The organism is Bradyrhizobium sp. NAS96.2 (assembly GCF_001908235.1).
GTDB lineage: Bacteria > Pseudomonadota > Alphaproteobacteria > Rhizobiales > Xanthobacteraceae > Bradyrhizobium.
The window spans coordinates 25,420-40,509 of the sequence record NZ_LGHK01000121.1 but is presented as its reverse complement, the minus strand read 5'-3'; the positions used below and the strand labels follow the sequence as shown (position 1 = coordinate 40,509).

18 protein-coding genes and 3 pseudogenes are annotated in these 15,090 nt (G+C 65.7%); 13 read left to right on the top strand and 8 right to left on the bottom strand.

Going from position 1 to position 15,090, the window contains the following annotated elements; all coding sequences use genetic code 11:
- Nucleotides 1-248, top strand: a pseudogene (locus tag AC628_RS25125) (hypothetical protein); the annotation flags it as partial.
- A gap of 66 nt (nt 249-314) precedes the next feature.
- Here the strand turns inward: AC628_RS25125 and AC628_RS25120 are convergent.
- Entirely contained in the window at nt 315-872 is a 558-nt protein-coding gene (locus AC628_RS25120) for a TetR/AcrR family transcriptional regulator (protein ID WP_074129477.1), read from the bottom strand.
- Nucleotides 873-1,068: 196 nt separating this feature from the next.
- Between AC628_RS25120 and AC628_RS25115 the strand changes: the two genes are divergently transcribed.
- The 6 genes from AC628_RS25115 (at nt 1,069) to AC628_RS25090 (ending at nt 4,919) form a co-directional block, all read left to right on the top strand.
- Nucleotides 1,069-1,503 (top strand): acyl-CoA thioesterase, encoded by a 435-nt coding sequence (locus tag AC628_RS25115; RefSeq protein ID WP_074129476.1) that lies wholly within the window; start codon nt 1,069-1,071, stop codon nt 1,501-1,503.
- Between the two features lie 5 nt (nt 1,504-1,508).
- Nucleotides 1,509-1,955 carry a PaaI family thioesterase gene (locus AC628_RS25110; RefSeq protein ID WP_074129480.1) on the top strand — a complete coding sequence of 149 codons (447 nt, stop codon included), beginning with the start codon at nt 1,509-1,511 and terminating at the stop codon, nt 1,953-1,955.
- A 186-nt stretch (nt 1,956-2,141) separates the two neighbouring features.
- Entirely contained in the window at nt 2,142-2,528 is a 387-nt protein-coding gene (locus AC628_RS25105; RefSeq protein WP_074129475.1) for a CidA/LrgA family protein, read from the top strand.
- The gene (locus AC628_RS25100) at nt 2,525-3,247 is read left to right on the top strand and encodes an LrgB family protein (RefSeq protein ID WP_074129474.1); all 723 of its coding nucleotides are present in this window, start codon (nt 2,525-2,527) and stop codon (nt 3,245-3,247) included. Before AC628_RS25105 ends, AC628_RS25100 begins: the two co-directional genes overlap by 4 nt.
- 220 nt (nt 3,248-3,467) lie before the next feature.
- Complete coding sequence (locus tag AC628_RS25095) at nt 3,468-4,205, top strand: sulfite exporter TauE/SafE family protein (RefSeq protein WP_074129479.1); 738 nt, start codon at nt 3,468-3,470, stop codon at nt 4,203-4,205.
- Nucleotides 4,206-4,241: 36 nt separating this feature from the next.
- Nucleotides 4,242-4,919, top strand: coding sequence for a DsbA family protein (locus AC628_RS25090; RefSeq protein ID WP_074129473.1), 678 nt, complete (start codon nt 4,242-4,244; stop codon nt 4,917-4,919).
- 206 nt (nt 4,920-5,125) lie between these two features.
- Here AC628_RS25090 and AC628_RS25085 read toward each other — a convergent pair whose 3' ends face one another.
- A complete protein-coding gene (locus AC628_RS25085) occupies nt 5,126-5,749 on the bottom strand; it encodes a CGNR zinc finger domain-containing protein (protein ID WP_083633129.1) in 624 nt (207 codons plus the stop codon).
- 68 nt (nt 5,750-5,817) lie between these two features.
- On the opposite strand from AC628_RS25085, the gene AC628_RS25080 reads away from it, so the two are divergent.
- Both AC628_RS25080 and AC628_RS25075 read left to right on the top strand, forming a co-directional pair.
- Nucleotides 5,818-6,495: an AzlC family ABC transporter permease gene (locus AC628_RS25080; RefSeq protein WP_074129471.1), complete on the top strand. Its 678-nt coding sequence runs from the start codon at nt 5,818-5,820 to the stop codon at nt 6,493-6,495.
- Entirely contained in the window at nt 6,488-6,790 is a 303-nt protein-coding gene (locus tag AC628_RS25075; protein ID WP_074129470.1) for an AzlD domain-containing protein, read from the top strand. Before AC628_RS25080 ends, AC628_RS25075 begins: the two co-directional genes overlap by 8 nt.
- Before the next feature lie 9 nt (nt 6,791-6,799).
- On the opposite strand, the gene AC628_RS25070 is transcribed toward AC628_RS25075, so the two are convergent.
- Both AC628_RS25070 and AC628_RS25065 read right to left on the bottom strand, forming a co-directional pair.
- Nucleotides 6,800-7,006: a hypothetical protein gene (locus AC628_RS25070; protein WP_074129469.1), complete on the bottom strand. Its 207-nt coding sequence runs from the start codon at nt 7,004-7,006 to the stop codon at nt 6,800-6,802.
- Between the two features lie 63 nt (nt 7,007-7,069).
- Nucleotides 7,070-7,957 (bottom strand): LysR family transcriptional regulator, encoded by an 888-nt coding sequence (locus tag AC628_RS25065; RefSeq protein WP_074129468.1) that lies wholly within the window; start codon nt 7,955-7,957, stop codon nt 7,070-7,072.
- A gap of 120 nt (nt 7,958-8,077) precedes the next feature.
- On the opposite strand from AC628_RS25065, the gene AC628_RS25060 reads away from it, so the two are divergent.
- The 3 genes and pseudogenes from AC628_RS25060 to AC628_RS45495 all read left to right on the top strand — a co-directional run.
- Nucleotides 8,078-8,818 carry an SDR family oxidoreductase gene (locus AC628_RS25060; protein ID WP_074129467.1) on the top strand — a complete coding sequence of 247 codons (741 nt, stop codon included), beginning with the start codon at nt 8,078-8,080 and terminating at the stop codon, nt 8,816-8,818.
- A 57-nt stretch (nt 8,819-8,875) separates the two neighbouring features.
- Nucleotides 8,876-9,016: pseudogene (locus AC628_RS45865) on the top strand (SDR family NAD(P)-dependent oxidoreductase); the annotation flags it as partial.
- Nucleotides 8,993-9,184, top strand: a pseudogene (locus tag AC628_RS45495) (oxidoreductase); the annotation flags it as partial. The pseudogenes AC628_RS45865 and AC628_RS45495, both read left to right, overlap by 24 nt.
- A 141-nt stretch (nt 9,185-9,325) precedes the next feature.
- Here the strand turns inward: AC628_RS45495 and AC628_RS25050 are convergent.
- From AC628_RS25050 to AC628_RS25040, 3 genes are all read right to left on the bottom strand, one after another.
- Nucleotides 9,326-10,408: a carboxylesterase family protein gene (locus AC628_RS25050; RefSeq protein ID WP_074129466.1), complete on the bottom strand. Its 1,083-nt coding sequence runs from the start codon at nt 10,406-10,408 to the stop codon at nt 9,326-9,328.
- A 226-nt stretch (nt 10,409-10,634) separates the two neighbouring features.
- Entirely contained in the window at nt 10,635-11,606 is a 972-nt protein-coding gene (locus AC628_RS25045; RefSeq protein WP_074129465.1) for a S1C family serine protease, read from the bottom strand.
- Between the two features lie 268 nt (nt 11,607-11,874).
- A complete protein-coding gene (locus tag AC628_RS25040; protein WP_074129464.1) occupies nt 11,875-13,383 on the bottom strand; it encodes an AMP-binding protein in 1,509 nt (502 codons plus the stop codon).
- Nucleotides 13,384-13,705: 322 nt separating this feature from the next.
- Between AC628_RS25040 and AC628_RS25035 the strand changes: the two genes are divergently transcribed.
- Entirely contained in the window at nt 13,706-14,026 is a 321-nt protein-coding gene (locus tag AC628_RS25035) for a PilZ domain-containing protein (protein ID WP_074129463.1), read from the top strand.
- A 60-nt stretch (nt 14,027-14,086) separates the two neighbouring features.
- Here the strand turns inward: AC628_RS25035 and AC628_RS25030 are convergent, their stop codons facing one another.
- Nucleotides 14,087-14,980, bottom strand: a complete 894-nt coding sequence (locus AC628_RS25030) for a LysR family transcriptional regulator (RefSeq protein ID WP_074129462.1) — start codon at nt 14,978-14,980, stop codon at nt 14,087-14,089.
- Nucleotides 14,981-15,090: the final 110 nt, after the last annotated feature.

The following is a 15,090-nucleotide window of genomic DNA, read 5'->3' as shown; positions in this document are numbered from 1 at the left end:
CCGCGCCGAAGGAAGCCAAGCGCGAAGCCGCTCCGGCCGCGGCACCGGCAATGCCGGCTGGACCCGCCGTGTTTCCGAACGCGGTCGATCCCAAATACGCCAAGGAGACCGAAGGCAAGCAGCGCATGCACAGCTGCCTCGACCAGTACAACGCCAACAAGACCACCGGCGGCAATGCCGGCATGAAGTGGATCCAGAAGGGCGGCGGCTATTACAGCGAATGCAACAAGCACCTGAAGGGCGCCTGAGCCCTTCGCGATGCGTTTTCGACGAGGCGGCCGGCGCAAGCCGGCCGCTTTCTTTTGGCCGAGGCTCTACGGGCCTTCCGCCAGCAGCTTGTCCGCCGATTGCGCCAGCAGCTGCGCGCGCTTGCGCGGGCCGCGCTCGAGAAACAGCAGGCTCTGGCCGAAGATGAAGCAGTAGAACAGGAAGGCCTGCGCATCGGCCTCTTCAGTCGGCAGCCCCGTGGCGCGATAGAGCTGGCCGACCTGCTTCAGCCGCGCCGCATCGACACTCGCTGCGGCGGTCGCAGCGGCCTCGTCGGTGCGCGCCCATTGCCGGATCGCGAGCTCGACCGCCATCGCCTCGGTGTTCATGCGATCCGAATAGAGCGTGATGATCGCCTTCAGCCGTTCGCGCGCGCTCGCACCGTCCAGCGCGGTCTGCTTCTCGATCGCGGCGACGCGGCCATCGCGCCAGCGCGTCAGCATGGCCTCGAGCAGCGCGGCGCGATCCCTGAAGCGGCGGTAGAAGCCGCCCTTGGTGACGCCGAGATTCTTCGCCAGCACCTCGACCCGCACGCCGTCGACGCCGCTATGGGCGAGTTCGGCAAAGCCGGCCGCGACCCAGACGTCGCCCTTGCTCTCAGTCATGTGATCTCCGCGGAGCCCAATGCGCGATCGGGTCGTCGCGCATTAGGCTCTTGTTTGAGCACGATCTTTTCGGAAAACCGCTGCGCACTTTGCGCTAACGCGGCCCTGCGGGTCCGGATCGTGCTTGATACGGTGCCGTATTGCTAGCCCGCCTTGCGCTTGATACGCTACCGTATCACAATCGGGGAGGAGCAGAATGGAAGGCGAGGCGACCTATCGCGGCACGGTCTATCCCTGGCACTGCGACCACATCGGCCACATGAACGTCATGTGGTATGTCGGCAAGTTCGACGAGGCGAGCTGGAACATGTTCGCGCGGCTTGGCCTGACGCCCACCTATCTGCGCGAATCCGGCCGCGGCATGGCCGCCGTGCAACAGAGTATCGCCTACAAGCGCGAACTGCTCGCCGGCGACCTCGTCGAGGTCAAGAGCCGGCTGGTCGAGTTCCGCGACAAGTCGATCCGCATCCTGCACGAGATGCGCAACGCCGAGACCGGCGAGATCGCCGCGACTTGCGAGATCACCGCCGTGCACATCGATCGCGCCGCGCGCAAATCGGCGCCGTTTGCGCCGGCGATCCGCTACGCAGCGATGCCGCATCTCGTCCCGTCAGAACCCGCGATCGCATGACCGCCATGCCCCGTTTCGAGCCGAAGAATCCCGACTATCGCGCAGTTGCAGCCGAAACGTTCGCGCGCCAGCGCGCGATGCAGACGCTCGGCATCTCGATCGCGCGCATCGAGCCGGGCGAAGTCGATCTCGCGATGCCCTATGCGCCCGAGTACAGCCAGCAGAACGGCTTTGTGCATGCCGGTGTCATCACCGCGGGGCTCGACAATGCCTGCGGGATCGCCGCCTTCACGCTGATGCCCGAAGGCTCCGACATCCTGACCGTGGAGTTCAAGACCAATCTGCTGGCGCCGGCCCGCGGCGAGCGGTTCGTGTTCCGCGGCGTGGTGGTCAAGCCCGGCCGCACGCTGACCGTCTGCGACGGCCGTGCCTATGCCGTGCAGGACGGCGTCGAGACGCTGGTCGCGACCATGAGCGGCACGCTGATGGCGCTGCAGCGGCGGGAGGGGTAGCTCGAGCGCAGAGCGCAACGCCGTCATTGCGAGGAGCCATAGCGACGAAGCAATCCATGTCTCCGCTTGCGGAACTATGGATTGCTTCGCTTCGCTCGCAATGACGCGACTATGTGCAGACCCACGCATTGACAAGCCTCCGTCACGGCGACCTGATAGGCGGATGTTTCGCGTGAGCGCCTTGTCATGATCGCCAGCCTCAGCCTGATCCTGCTTTGTCAGCTCGTCGGTGAGGTTGGCGTGCGCGCGCTTGCCGTGCCGGTGCCGGGCCCGGTGGTTGGTCTCGTGCTCCTGCTGTTGCTGCTGCTGGCGCGCGACCGCTATCCGGCGCTGGCGCGCGGGCCGCTCGGCAATGACGGCGTCGAGAGCGCAAGCCGCGGCATGCTCGCCAATCTCTCGCTGCTGTTCATTCCGGCCGGCGTCGGCGTGGTGCAGAAGCTCGATCTGCTCGCCGAGCACGGCATCGCGATCCTGGTGATCCTCGCGGTTTCGGTCATCGTCACACTGCTGGCGACGGTCGCGACCTTCGTTGCGGCAAGCAGTCTCTTCTCGCGCGAGGACGAGACGCCGTGAGCGACAATCCGTTCTCGCTCTGGGTCTATCTCTCGCAGTCGCCGTTGCTCTGGCTGACGGTGACGCTCCTGACCTATGCCGTGACCGATGCGGTGTCGCTGAAGACAAGGCGGCACCCGCTCGCCAATCCGGTGCTGCATTCGCTGTGGATCATCGGCCTGTTCCTGCTGCTGACCGGGACCTCCTACACCACCTACTTTGCCGGTGCGCAGTTCGTGCACTTCCTGCTCGGGCCGGCGACGGTCGCGCTCGCCGTGCCGCTCTACGAGAACCGCAAGCGGGTCGCAGCGGCGGTCCTGCCGATGCTGGTTGCGCTCGCGGTCGGCTCGCTCACGGCGATCGTCTCGGTGGTGCTGCTGGCGCGGGCCTTCGGCCTGCCGCGCGAGATCATCCTGTCGCTGGCGCCGAAATCGGTGACGGCCGGCGTCGCGATGGGCATCAGCGAATCCCTGCATGCCGATCCCTCGCTGACCGCGGTGTCGGTGATCCTCACCGGCATCATGGGGGCGATCATCGTCACGCCGCTGATGAACTTCACCGGGATTACCGACTTTCGCGGCCGCGGCTTTGCCGCCGGCATCGCCGCCCATGGCATCGGCACCGCGCGGGCCTTCCAGGTCGACGAGGTCGCCGGCGTCTTTGCCGGCATCGCGATGAGCCTGAACGCGCTGGTCACCTCGCTGCTGGTGCCGCTGGCCGTGACATATCTGCTGCGCTGAGCAAGATCCGGAAAAGTGGCAACCGGTCTTCCCTCGCGACAAACGCGGAACGCGTTTGCGCGGAGATCATGCTCAAATAGAGAAATGCCGGTTGCAGGGCAGTTTTGTGCTATGGGTATGGCGCTGGGCAGCAAATCCTTCTAGGGTTGCGGCCGCAAACGCGAGTCTGTTCCCCTTGGTCTTCTCCGCAACCCAGAGCGTGCTTGGGCTGGCATCGGGCATGCTGGTCGGCTTTTCGCTGGGCCTGGTCGGCGGCGGCGGGTCGATCCTTGCCGTGCCGCTGATGGTCTATGTGGTCGGGGTGCCCCAGCCGCATGTCGCGATCGGCACCTCGGCGATCGCGGTCGCCGCCAACGCCGCGATCAACCTGTCCAACCACGCCCGCGGCGGCACCGTGATGTGGTCCTGCGCGCTGGTGTTCGCGCTGTCGGGCATGTTCGGCGCCTTCGGCGGCTCGATCCTCGGCAAGATGCTGGACGGGCAGAAGCTGCTGGCGCTGTTCTCGGTGGTGATGCTTGTCATCGCGGGCCTGATGCTGAAGACCCGCGCGCGGGTCGGGCTGACCGACGTCAAGATCTCGATGTCCAACATGCCCGCGATCATCGGTCTCGGCCTTGCCACCGGAACCATGTCCGGCTTCTTCGGCATCGGCGGCGGCTTCCTGATCGTGCCGGCCCTGATGCTGGCGACCGGGATGCCGATCATGAACGCGGTCAGTTCCTCGCTGGTGGCCGTCACCGCCTTCGGCGTGACCACGGCCCTGAGCTATGCGTGGTCCGGGCTGGTGTCATGGGGCCTGGCCGGGCTATTCGTCGCCGGCGGCATCGCGGGCGGCCTCCTGGGTACGAGGAGCGCCCGGCACCTGTCGGAACGCCGCGGCGCGCTCAATATCGTGTTCGCGGCTGTGATTATCGTCGTGGCGGTCTATATGCTGCTGCGTAACATCAATGTGTCCTGAACGTAGAAGGGCGAGGAGCCCTTCCGGAAGCCAGCTATGAACCATCTGACGAAATCACCCCTCGACAATGCCGGCGCCACCCGCCGGGACGCGCTCGGCCTTATCGGTGCCGGGATCGCGCTCCTGGCCGCGAGCGGCGCGCGCGCCGAGGACGACAAGGTCCTGACCGAGGAGCAGGTGCTGCGCGATCCGGATATTCCGGTGATCGGCAATCCCAAGGGCGACATCACGATCGTCGAATGGTTCGACTACAACTGCCCGTATTGCCGCAAGCTCGCGCCGGAACTCCGCCAGGTGGTGCAGGACGACGGCAAGGTCCGCCTGGTGCTGAAGGATTGGCCGATCCTCGGGCCGGTCTCCAAGGTCGCGGCGCGGATGGCGCTGGCGGCGAAGTACCAGGGCAAGTTCGACACTGCGCATGAGGCGATGATTTCGGTCAATTCGCGCATCACCGAGCCGCGCATCGCCGAGTTGCTCTCGGGCGCCGGCCTCGACATGGACAAGCTGAAGAAGGATCTCGACGCCAACGCCAAGGCGATCGACGCGATCCTCGCGCGCAACGACGAGCAGGCGCAGGCGTTCGGCTTCAACGGCACGCCGTCATTCATCGTCGGCAAGTATCGCGTGCCGGGCGTGCTCAGCATGGATCAGTTCGAGCAGGTGATCGCCGACGCCCGCAAGGCCAATATGGGCCGCAAGACCGAGCAGAATTAGCGCGCGCCAAAGCGAGATTGATTGAATCAGTGCGAGCCAAGGTCGCGGTCTACCTCTCCCGCTTGCGGGGGAGGTCGGCGCGAAGCGCCGGGTGGGGGTCTCTCAACACGGAGAGTATCTCGGTTGCGGAGACACCCCCACCCCAGCCCTCGCCCGCAAGCGGGAGAGGGAGCGCACCGAGTTCGCGGTTGCAGCCGAATCCAATCTCAGCGCATTTTAGCCCGCACTTGCGCGGAACCCTTGCGCTTGGCGTAGGCGCGCCGGGCGCGCTCGCGATTGCCGCACACTTCGCTCGAGCACCATCTGCGGGTGCGGTTCGGGCTCTCGTCGACAAAGAACCAGCCGCAGCCGTCGGCCTCGCAGCATCCGATCCGCCTGGCGTCGTCGGACGCCAGCAGCGCCGTCAGCGACCAAAGCACCGGCCATAACGGCTCGCTGACGTCGGTCCCCGCGAAGGCGTGACGATATGCTCGATCCTGCCGCACGAGGTCGGGTTGCCGCGGCGCCGCCGAGAGCATCTGATTGACGAGGCGAAGGTCAGCACCGCGGCCGCCGCGCAGCGCGTCCGAAATGGTCCAGATGTCGCGGCGCAAATCATATGCCTTCTGCATCGCAGCCGCGGCCTCGCTGCCTGCCGAATGCGCCTTCAGCTTCCTGGTCGCGGCAAGCGGCAGGGTCCCGCGGCGTTCGCTCCAGGACAACAGCGCCGCATAATCCGGGATCAGCTCCTGCGGATCGTTTGAGGTGCGCCAGTCCAGCGTGTTCGCGAAGTCAAGGCAGACCCGTCCGCCGAAGAACTGTGTCGCTGCCCGCACGGGATCTCTTGACATCACGGCCTCTCACCAAGTCTAATCTAATGGTCATGACCATTACAAGTGCCTCGCCACCAGCCTCGACGATGACTGCCGCAGGTGTCAGGCGCGGCCTGGTCGCGGCGTTGCCCTTCCTGCTCAGCAATGGCGCCGCCGGCCTCGTGATGGGACTGACCTACAAGGGACTTGGGCTTGGGGCAGAGCACGCCATTCTGTTCAGCCTGCTGGTCTACTCCGCCACGGCGCAAGCGATCACGCTGAGCATGTGGGCTCATCCGCTGCCGGTCGTCGCCATGGTCGTAGCCTGCATTGCCACGAATTCGCGATACTTACTGATGGGCGCTCATCTGCGCCAGCTGTTTGGCGGATTGGCACCCCGGAAGATGCTGCCCACGCTGTTCCTGCTGGCGGATGCATCGTGGCTGATGACGAGTTCGGACGCCGACCGCAACGGACCTGACGCAGGCTATCTGCTGGGATCGAGCATCCCGATGGCGATCGGCTGGGTCGGCGGCACCGCGCTCGCCTATGCCGCCCCGCTCGCGGCGAACGAACCGCTCAGGCTTGCCGCTACGTTGCTGCCGACGATGTTCATCGCGACCCTGCTGCCCAGCCAATGGAAGAATGTGAGATCGCTCTGGCCGTGGCTGACCTCGGCCGTCGCGGCACTTCTCGTGGCCCGCTTCGTGGATCCCAGCTGGTCGATGCTGATCGGAGGCGGATGCGGCACGCTCGTGAGCATGATGGAGCGGACCGATGGATGACCTGCACGTGCTCGGCGTCATCTGCATCCTCGGCGTCACCTGCTATGCGATGCGCGCCGGCGGATACGTCCTCGCCGCATCGATGCGCGACGACGGCATCGCCGCGCGATTCCTGCAGCTCGCGCCCGGCAACCTGTTCATTGCATTCATTGTCGGCGGTTGCCTGTCAGGCGGGCTGGCAGGCTTGGTCGGGACCATGGTCGCGCTCGTGACCATGGCGATCACGGCGAGGGAATGGGCCGCGTTGGGAGCCGGATTCGGCGCGGCCTTGGCGGCGTCTGCGATCGGGCTGTGACGTCGGCCGTTACTTCGACGCGATCTTGTCCCACTGCTCGCGGGTGCGCGTCTTCAGCAGGTTCCAGTCATGCGCCGCGACGTCCCAATTGACGATTGTGCGCGCATCCTGCGCGACTTCGCCATTGGCCGCGCCCGATGTTCGCACCGAGTCATAGACATAGACGCCGCAAATCAGCAGCAGCGCGCCTAAAATCATGCCAAAAAACGTCCGCATCGCTTAATCCCTCCGGTGTCGAAGGGATAACGTCGCGGGGTTCGCTGTGGTTCCGGCGGCCGATCAACTGCGCGCGAACACGCGCATGACATAATCGATGAACACGCGCACGCGCGGTGAAAGCTGGCGGTTGCGCGGATAGAGCAGGTTGACCGGCACCATTGGTGGCGGGCATTGCTGCAGCACTGCGATGAGCGTGCCGTTGGCGAGATCGGCCTCTGCGTGGAAGCGCGGCACCTGCACGAGGCCGAGGCCGAGCCTGGCGCTCGCGAGATAGCTCTCGGGCCCCGTCACCGACATCGGCGCGGGCAGCGGAAACTGCTTCACGGCGCCGTCGATCACGAACTCCATCGGCCGCAAGCGTCCCGTGGTCAACGAGCGGATGCCGATCATGCGATGGCCGTCGAGCGCGAACGGGTCGGTCGGCACACTGAAGCGCGCGAAATAGTCAGGCGTAGCGCAGGTCAACCGCTCCAGCATCGTCACCTGCCGCGCGATCATGTCGCTGTCGGGCAATCGGCCGAAGCGCAGCACGCAGTCGACGCCTTCGCGGATCAGATCGATGAAGCGATCGCTCTCGCTCATGTTGATCTCGATGTCGGGATACTCGGCGAGGAAGCCCGGCAGGTTCGGCAGCAGGAAATGCCGCGCCAAGGTGCCTTGCACTTCGAGCCGGAGCAGTCCCTTCGGCCGCGCGCCGCCGAACGCGCCCTCGGCGTCTTCGAGGTCCGAAATCAGCGACAGGCAGCGGCGGTAGTGCGCCTCGCCATCGAGCGTCGGACGCACCGTGCGCGTGGTGCGCTCGAGCAGCCGCACGCCGAGCCGCGCCTCCAGCCCCTTCACCGCGTCCGTGACCGTCGAGCGCGGCAGGCCAAGATCGTCGGCGGCCAGCGAAAAACTGCGCCGCTCGACCACCCGGGTGAACACGCGCATCGCGTCGAAGCGGTCCATCTATTGTCCGAAAATTACGAATAGTGATGGCAAAAGATGCCTGATTATCCGCTCAATGCCAAGGCGTAGCGTCCTCCCATCGAACGCGGCCGTAGCCGCGCAACCCGATGGAGACTGAAAATGACCAACCAAACCAACAAGGTAGCTCTGATTACCGGCGCCTCGCGCGGGATCGGCGCGGCGGTCGCCGCGCGCCTCGCCAGGGACGGCTTCACCGTCGTCATCAACTATTCCGGCGATGCCAGGCCCGCCCAGGCGGTCGCCGGCCGGATCGAGGCCGCCGGTGGCCGGGCGCTGACCGCGAAGGCCGACGTCAGCGATTCCAGCGCGGTGCGCGGCATGTTCGACGCGGCGGAAGCGGCGTTCGGCGGCGTCGACGTGCTGGTCAACAATGCCGGCATCATGAAGCTCGGCAAGATCGCCGATAGCGACGATGCAAGCTTCGACCAGCAAGTCGCGGTCAATCTGAAGGGCAGCTTCAACACCATGCGCGAGGCGGCGCGCCGGCTGCGCAACGGCGGACGCATCGTCAACTTCTCGACCAGCGTCGTCGGCACCAAGCTCGAGACCTACGGCGTCTATGTCGCGACCAAGGCGGCGATTGAATCCCTCACCGCAATCCTGTCGAAGGAATTGCGCGGCCGCGACATCACCGTGAACGCCGTGGCGCCCGGCCCGACCGCGACCGATCTGTTCCTCAACGGCAAGTCGGATGAGCTGATCGACCGCTTCGCCAAGATGGTGCCGCTGGAGCGGCTCGGCACGCCCGACGACATCGCGAATGCCGTGTCGTTCCTCGCCAGTCCCGACGGCTCCTGGATCAACGGCCAGACCCTGCGCGCCAATGGCGGCCTGGTCTGACGCTCTCACGCCTTCAAGCCAACTCCCGTTCAATCCGTCATCACAAGGACATTTGTCATGAAACAGGTCATCGTCATCACCGGCGCCTCGAGCGGCTTCGGCCGCCTCACCGCCAACGCGCTCGCCAGGGCGGGCCACACCGTCTACGCCTCGATGCGCCACACCACTGGCCGCAACGCCGCCGCGGTCGCGGATGCGATCGTCAGGGTGCTCGACACGCCGTTCGGCAAGCGGCCGTTCCGCGTCCACATCGATCCGACCCAGGACGGTGCCGAGGTCGCCTTCGGCGTGATCGACCGCGTCCGCAACGAGATGCTGCGCCGGGTCGGCTTTTCAGACCTGCTCAAGCCGCGGGTGAACACGTAACGAGGTAGATTCTATCCACGTCATTGCGAGCGAAGTGAAGCAATCCATCGCGCCGCAGGTGGAGACATGGATTGCTTCGTCGCTTCGCTCCTCGCAATGACGGGGATAGAGCCGTGTAACTCGGTGCCAACCGACGATGCTCTAAACGCCGTCGGCTCGCTCGCCGTTCAGCCACTGAAAAATCTCCGCATTGATCTCGCGCGGATAGGTGTGGCTGAGATCGTCTACCTCGCGATAGGTCACCTTGGCGCCGGCGGCCGATAGCAGGCCCTGGGTCTGCCGCGCGGTCTGCACCGGGAACATCCAGTCGAGCCGGCCGTGGGTGATGAAGATCGGTAAGCCCCGCAGCCGCTCCGCATCGGCCATCTCGGCCATCAGCGGATGGAAGGTCGCCGCGACCGGCGCCAGATGCGTGAAGCGCGAGGCGCCGTCGAGCCCGGTCACATAGCTGAACGTGCCGCCGTCGCTCATGCCGGTCAGCAGCATCCGCGTCGCGTCGATATTCCAACGCGCGCACACCTGGTCGATAATGCGGTTGAGGTTCGGCGTGTCGGTGTCGTCGCCCATCAGCGCCCAGGTCTGGCCGGTCGCGGTCGGCGCCACCAGGATGGCGCCGCGGCTGCGCGCATCGCGAAGCCAGCTCCACAGGAAGCCGCGGCCATTGCCGCTGCCGCCATGCAGCGCCATCACCAGCGGCCAGGCGCGATCCGGCGTGTAGTATTCCGGCACATACATCGAGAAGCCGCCGCGGCTGCCCGGTTCGTTGCGCTCATGGAAGATGCCGGTGTCGTCATTCGGCGTCGCCGCGAGTTTTGCCTGCAGACCGGCATCCTCGCGCAAGTCGGGCGCGATGAAGAAGCCGCTGACCGGCGGCAGTTCGGTCAAGGGATAGAGCGCTTCCTGCGCGCGCGGCAGATAGCGCAGCGCGCGGAATACGCTGACGAGGTCGCCCTCACCGTTCTGCACCGCGCGCAGCCCCGCATAGCCGGCGAGCGCCGGTTCGATCGCAGCGTCAAGTGCAGTCTTGATGTGCGCGAATTTCTCCGGCCAATCGGCCAGCCGCGGCCGCACCGCCTGCAGTGCCTCCTCGGGCTCGCCTGCGATCTGCATCACGCGATCGAAGTCCGGCGGATTCAGGTTGCGCGCGACAAAGGACAGCGATTCCAGCGTCTGCAGCAGCGGCGGCAGCACGGCCACGATATCGTCAACCACGGCCTCGCTCATCGTTACTGTCCTTTGGTTGCTAGACCTTCAAGAGGAGAATTTGAATCGTAGCCGCAGTGGGGCTGGGCTCCCTCTCCCGCTTGCGGGGGAGGGCCGGGGTGGGGGTGTTGCCACGGGCGAGAACCTTCGAGCGGAGAGAGCCCCCCACCCGCATTGCATCTGCGATGCAATGCGACCTCCCCCGCAAGCGGGAGAGGTGAAGGGAGAGGCATCGATCCGAGAATCATCAGTGCAGCCGCGGTGCCTTCAGCAGCTTCATCCGGTCGATCGAGGTCAGCGTGACGTCGAAGGTGACGCCTTCGTGATAGATCGTCAGCGGCACGTCGACGCCGGCCGCGCCGAGCGACCAGAGCTTGCGATAGAAGCCGGTCTGGCTCGTCACCTTGTCGCCGTCGACCGCCAGGATCACGTCGCCGGTCTTCAGCTCGGCGCGCGCCGCCGGTCCCTTGCTGGCAACGCCGACCACCACGAGGCGGTTGTCGATCTCGGTCGTGTACATGCCGAGCCACGGCCGCGCCGGCTTGTCGACACGGCCGAACCTGCGCAGGTCGCTCAGCACCGGGTTGAGCAGGTCGATCGGCACGATCATGTTGACGTGCTCGGCGCGGCTCGAGCGTTCGCGCTCGAGCTGCAGCGAGCCGATGCCGATCAGCTCGCCGGCGTTGTTGATCAGTCCGGTACCGCCCCAGTTCGGATGCGACGGATAGGTGAAGATCGCCTCGTCGAGCAGGTATTCCCAATAACCCGCGAATTCCTGTTTCGCCGCGATCTGGCTTGCGACCGAGCGCGTGCGGCCGCCGGCACCACCGAGCACGACATTGTCGCCGACCTGTGTTGCCGCCGACGAGCCGATCCGCAGCGGATCGATGTCGAGCTTGCCCAGCGCCTGCACCAGGCCGAAGCCGGATTCGAAATCGAAGCCGAGCGCGTGACCCTCGACCGCGCGGCCGTCGCCGAGATGCAGCCACACCGTGGCGGCTTCGGTGATCAGATAGCCGATCGTCAGCACCAGCCCGTCGTCGATCAGCACGCCGTTGCCCGCGCGTTCGGTGCCTAGCGTCTCGGCGCTGAAAGCATCAGGCGGAATGATCGAATGCAGCCCAACCACGCTCATCAGCGCCCGATCGAGGTCATAGCGATAATCTTCGGGGCGGGGCTGAAAGGCCGCCGGCACTTTCGGTTCGGTCGTGGAAGTCATCTGGGATCTCCTGGCGTGCAGGGCGCGCTGGAACCTCAAGGTAGTCCGAGGTTCTGCCGGCAGGGAAGATGGAATGATATACCCTGCGCGGCGGCCTGCACAGCTCATCTGGCGTGCAGACCTGCCCCTTGCAAGTCGAATTGAACCTATTCGCTTCTAAAGCGCGATGAGATCTCTCATCGCGCCTTAGTTTCTTGTTCGGGCATGATCTCCGCGCAAACCCGTTCCGGGTTTGTCGCGAGGGAAAACCGCTTCGTACTTTTCCGGATCATGCCTTCGCGCGAGCCGGCATGATGCGGAAGGCGCGGTTGTCCTTGATCCACGCGGCGCGCTCATCGCGCAGCATGGTGCGGCGGACCTTTCCGGAATCATCGCGCGGCGCGGTACCGACGCGCTCAAAACTTTCCGGATGCTTGTAGCGGCTGAGCCGGTCTTTGAGGAAGTCGCCCATGCCGTCGGCGATCTTCTGCGCATCGGCATCGTCGGCGAGCTCGAGGATCGCATGCACGCGCTGGCCGAATTCCGGATCGGGCAATCCGACCACGACGCAGGAGCGCACATCGGGATGTTCGCTGACCGCGGCCTCGACCTCGGCCGGATAGATGTTGGCGCCGCCGCGCAGCACCATGTCGGCGAGCCGGTCGCCGAGATAGAGATAGCCCTCTTCATCCAGACGTCCGATATCGCCGAGCGATTCCCAACCGTCCGGCCGCCGCTTCGGTGTTGCGCCGAGATAATGATAGGTGGAGCCGACGCCGTCATTGGGCAGGAAATAGATCTCGCCGGTCTCGCCGGGCGCGACGTCGTTGCCGTCCTCGCCGATGATACGCAAGCGCGCGGTCTCGCCGATCTTGCCGACCGAGCCCTTATGCGCCATCCATTCGACGCCCGAGATCACGCAGGCGCCTTGCCGCTCGGTGCCGCCATAGAGCTCCCAGACCCGCTCCGGGCCGAGCCATTCGATCCACTTCTCCTTCAGCCAGGGCGGCATCGGCGCCGCCATGTGAAACACGATCTGCAGGCTGGAGACGTCGTAGCGGTTGCGCACCTCCTCGGGCAGCGCCCAGATCCGGTGCATCATCGTCGGCACGAAGTTGACCCATTGCACACGTTCGCGCTCGATCAGCCGCAGCGTCTCCTCGGCGTCGAACTTCACCATGCCGGTCAGCTTGCCGCCGCCGAACAGCGCGGAGTGCGACAGGATGAACGGCGCGTTGTGATAGAGCGGGCCCGGGTTGAGCAGCGAGGCCTGATGCGGAATCCCGAGCATCAGCGGCGTCGTGGTTTCGATCACGGCGGGGTTGTGATCGAGGATCACCTTCGGCCGTCCGGTCGAGCCGCCGCTCGTCATCGCCTTCCAGTAGCGCGCAACCGGCGCATCGAGCGGCTCGCCGGAAAATCCCTCCGGCACGAAATTCACCGGCAGTGAATTGGGCGCGTTCCAGTCGGCCTCGCCGCCGACCACCAGCGACGGCTTCAGGATCTCGAGCACCGCGGCGGCCTCGCCGCGCGGCAGCCGCCATGACAGCGAGGTCGGCGTCGCGCCGCACTTCCACACTGCGAACGTGGTCTCGAAGAACGCGTTGCTGTTGGGCAGCCCGATCGCGACGAAGTCGCCGGGCTTGACGCCCTTGGCGGCAAAGGCCCGCGCCCGCGCGTTGGCGCGGCGCTCGAGCTCATGCCAGGTCAGCGTATCCGCGCCGTGGCTGACGGCGATCGCATCCGTGGGCTTGCGTTCGGCATACCAGCGCGGCACGTCGGCGAGGGGGATCAGCATGGGTCGTTTCCGTCGGAAATGGCGGCTTAAAGCGCTCTTGTTGCAGGAATGTGGCCGAAGCCACGGCCGCCACTTCACCAACAGTGCGGTCGCAGTGTCAAGGTCCGGAACGCCAACGCGGCCGGTATCCCGCTGAGGGAATTGCAGAATCCCCGTTTGCTAAAAGCCGGGTCAAGATTCCGGTAAAGTTCAAGCGATCGCGCTAAGCCGGACTTTACGGGGGGGACGGCATTGTGGCCGCTGCGGTTATGTGCCGGGCGCGTCGATCGACCTGCGCGGTCTTGCAAGTTTTCAATGACCAATGTCTTCAAGGACGACGACGATGGCGAGCAATGGAGCACGGATCAAGGTCAGTCGCGAGCCGCGGCGCCAGCTCAACAACCGTGCGGCGTGGATCACGGTTGACGACGGCGTGACCGAGAACGCCTGCGCCGTGGTCGACATCTCGCCCGGCGGCGCCAAGATCACCACCGAGGTCGAGTTCGAGGTGAAGGACCGCCTTGCGCTGACGCTGCTCGCCGACCACGCCAAGCGCTACCCCTGCGAGGTGGTCTGGCGCCGCGGCAAGACCTACGGACTCAAGTTCGTGACGGCGGAGGCGGAGCCGGACGAACCGGCCGCGGAGCCGGTCGGCGCGGCGTAGCGCGTTTGCTGACGCGAGCGTGCCTTGCTCCGGGCATCGTCGCTGCGCCGACGTTCGCGATCAGCCGCGATGACGCAGCGCATCGACCAGCAGCGCGAACGCCGGAGCGGATTGCCGGCGGCTCGGATAATAGAGGTGATAGCCGGGAAACGGCGCGCACCAGTCGTCGAGCACCTGGATCAATTGTCCCTTGGCGAGCTGCGCGCGCACCTGATCCTCGGCGACATAGGCGAGCCCCAGACCGGCCAACGCCGCCTTGATCCGCAACGTGGCGCTATTGAACACCAATTGTCCGTCCACGCGGACCTTGAGCGGGCGGCCACGCCTCTCGAACTCCCAGGCATAGATGCCACCATGCGTCGGCAAGCGGATGTTGATGCAGGCATGCTGCGTCAGGTCCTGTGGCCGTTTCGGGCGCTCGCGTCGTTTGAAGTAGGACGGCGCGCCGACCACGACCATGCGGAAATCCGGACCGATCCGCACCGCGATCATGTCCTTCGCAAGCTGTTCGCCAAGGCGGACGCCGGCATCAAAGCGCTCCGCGACAATGTTCGCGAGCCCGTTGTCGACGGTGATCTCCACCTTGATGTCGGGATAGCGCGGCAGGAACTCGGCCAGCGCCGGCCACAGGATCGTCTCGGCGGCGTGCTCGCCGGCGTTGATGCGGATGGTGCCGGCGGGCTTCTCACGCAACGCGCTCAGCGCTGATAGCTCGGCCTCGATCTCCTCGAAGCGCGGACCGATGCCATGCAGCAGCCGTTCGCCGGCTTCGGTCGGCGCGACGCTGCGCGTGGTGCGGGTCAAGAGCCGCACGCCGAGCCGTTCCTCCAGCGCGCGCATGGTGTGGCTGAGCGCCGATTGCGATACACCGAGCCGCGCCGCGGCGCGGGTGAAGCTGCGCTCGCGCGCGACGGCGAGGAAGGCGATCAGGTCATTGACGTCAGGTCGCGGCATTCATGAATCCTGTTCATAAGTCCATCCCGATTTCTACGTCTAATGGCATGGCGGTGCACTCCCTAAATCCCGCAGCGACGAAATCCAGCCATCATCGATGCGGAGAGACA

Bases quoted from the DNA above. Each gene is read 5' to 3' on its own strand.
- AC628_RS25030 (WP_074129462.1), bottom strand. From the start codon at position 14,980: ATGCCGCGACCTGACGTCAATGACCTGATCGCCTTCCTCGCCGTCGCG.
- AC628_RS25075 (WP_074129470.1), top strand. From the start codon at position 6,488: ATGGATGACCTGCACGTGCTCGGCGTCATCTGCATCCTCGGCGTCACC.
- AC628_RS25120 (WP_074129477.1), bottom strand. From the start codon at position 872: ATGACTGAGAGCAAGGGCGACGTCTGGGTCGCGGCCGGCTTTGCCGAA.
- AC628_RS25095 (WP_074129479.1), top strand. From the start codon at position 3,468: ATGCTGGTCGGCTTTTCGCTGGGCCTGGTCGGCGGCGGCGGGTCGATC.
- AC628_RS25105 (WP_074129475.1), top strand. From the start codon at position 2,142: ATGATCGCCAGCCTCAGCCTGATCCTGCTTTGTCAGCTCGTCGGTGAG.
- AC628_RS25085 (WP_083633129.1), bottom strand. From the start codon at position 5,749: ATGTCAAGAGATCCCGTGCGGGCAGCGACACAGTTCTTCGGCGGACGG.
- AC628_RS25060 (WP_074129467.1), top strand. From the start codon at position 8,078: ATGACCAACCAAACCAACAAGGTAGCTCTGATTACCGGCGCCTCGCGC.
- AC628_RS25035 (WP_074129463.1), top strand. From the start codon at position 13,706: ATGGCGAGCAATGGAGCACGGATCAAGGTCAGTCGCGAGCCGCGGCGC.
- AC628_RS25090 (WP_074129473.1), top strand. From the start codon at position 4,242: ATGAACCATCTGACGAAATCACCCCTCGACAATGCCGGCGCCACCCGC.
- AC628_RS25115 (WP_074129476.1), top strand. From the start codon at position 1,069: ATGGAAGGCGAGGCGACCTATCGCGGCACGGTCTATCCCTGGCACTGC.
- AC628_RS25045 (WP_074129465.1), bottom strand. From the start codon at position 11,606: ATGACTTCCACGACCGAACCGAAAGTGCCGGCGGCCTTTCAGCCCCGC.
- AC628_RS25050 (WP_074129466.1), bottom strand. From the start codon at position 10,408: ATGAGCGAGGCCGTGGTTGACGATATCGTGGCCGTGCTGCCGCCGCTG.
- AC628_RS25040 (WP_074129464.1), bottom strand. From the start codon at position 13,383: ATGCTGATCCCCCTCGCCGACGTGCCGCGCTGGTATGCCGAACGCAAG.
- AC628_RS25080 (WP_074129471.1), top strand. From the start codon at position 5,818: ATGACTGCCGCAGGTGTCAGGCGCGGCCTGGTCGCGGCGTTGCCCTTC.
- AC628_RS25070 (WP_074129469.1), bottom strand. From the start codon at position 7,006: ATGCGGACGTTTTTTGGCATGATTTTAGGCGCGCTGCTGCTGATTTGC.
- AC628_RS25065 (WP_074129468.1), bottom strand. From the start codon at position 7,957: ATGGACCGCTTCGACGCGATGCGCGTGTTCACCCGGGTGGTCGAGCGG.
- AC628_RS25110 (WP_074129480.1), top strand. From the start codon at position 1,509: ATGCCCCGTTTCGAGCCGAAGAATCCCGACTATCGCGCAGTTGCAGCC.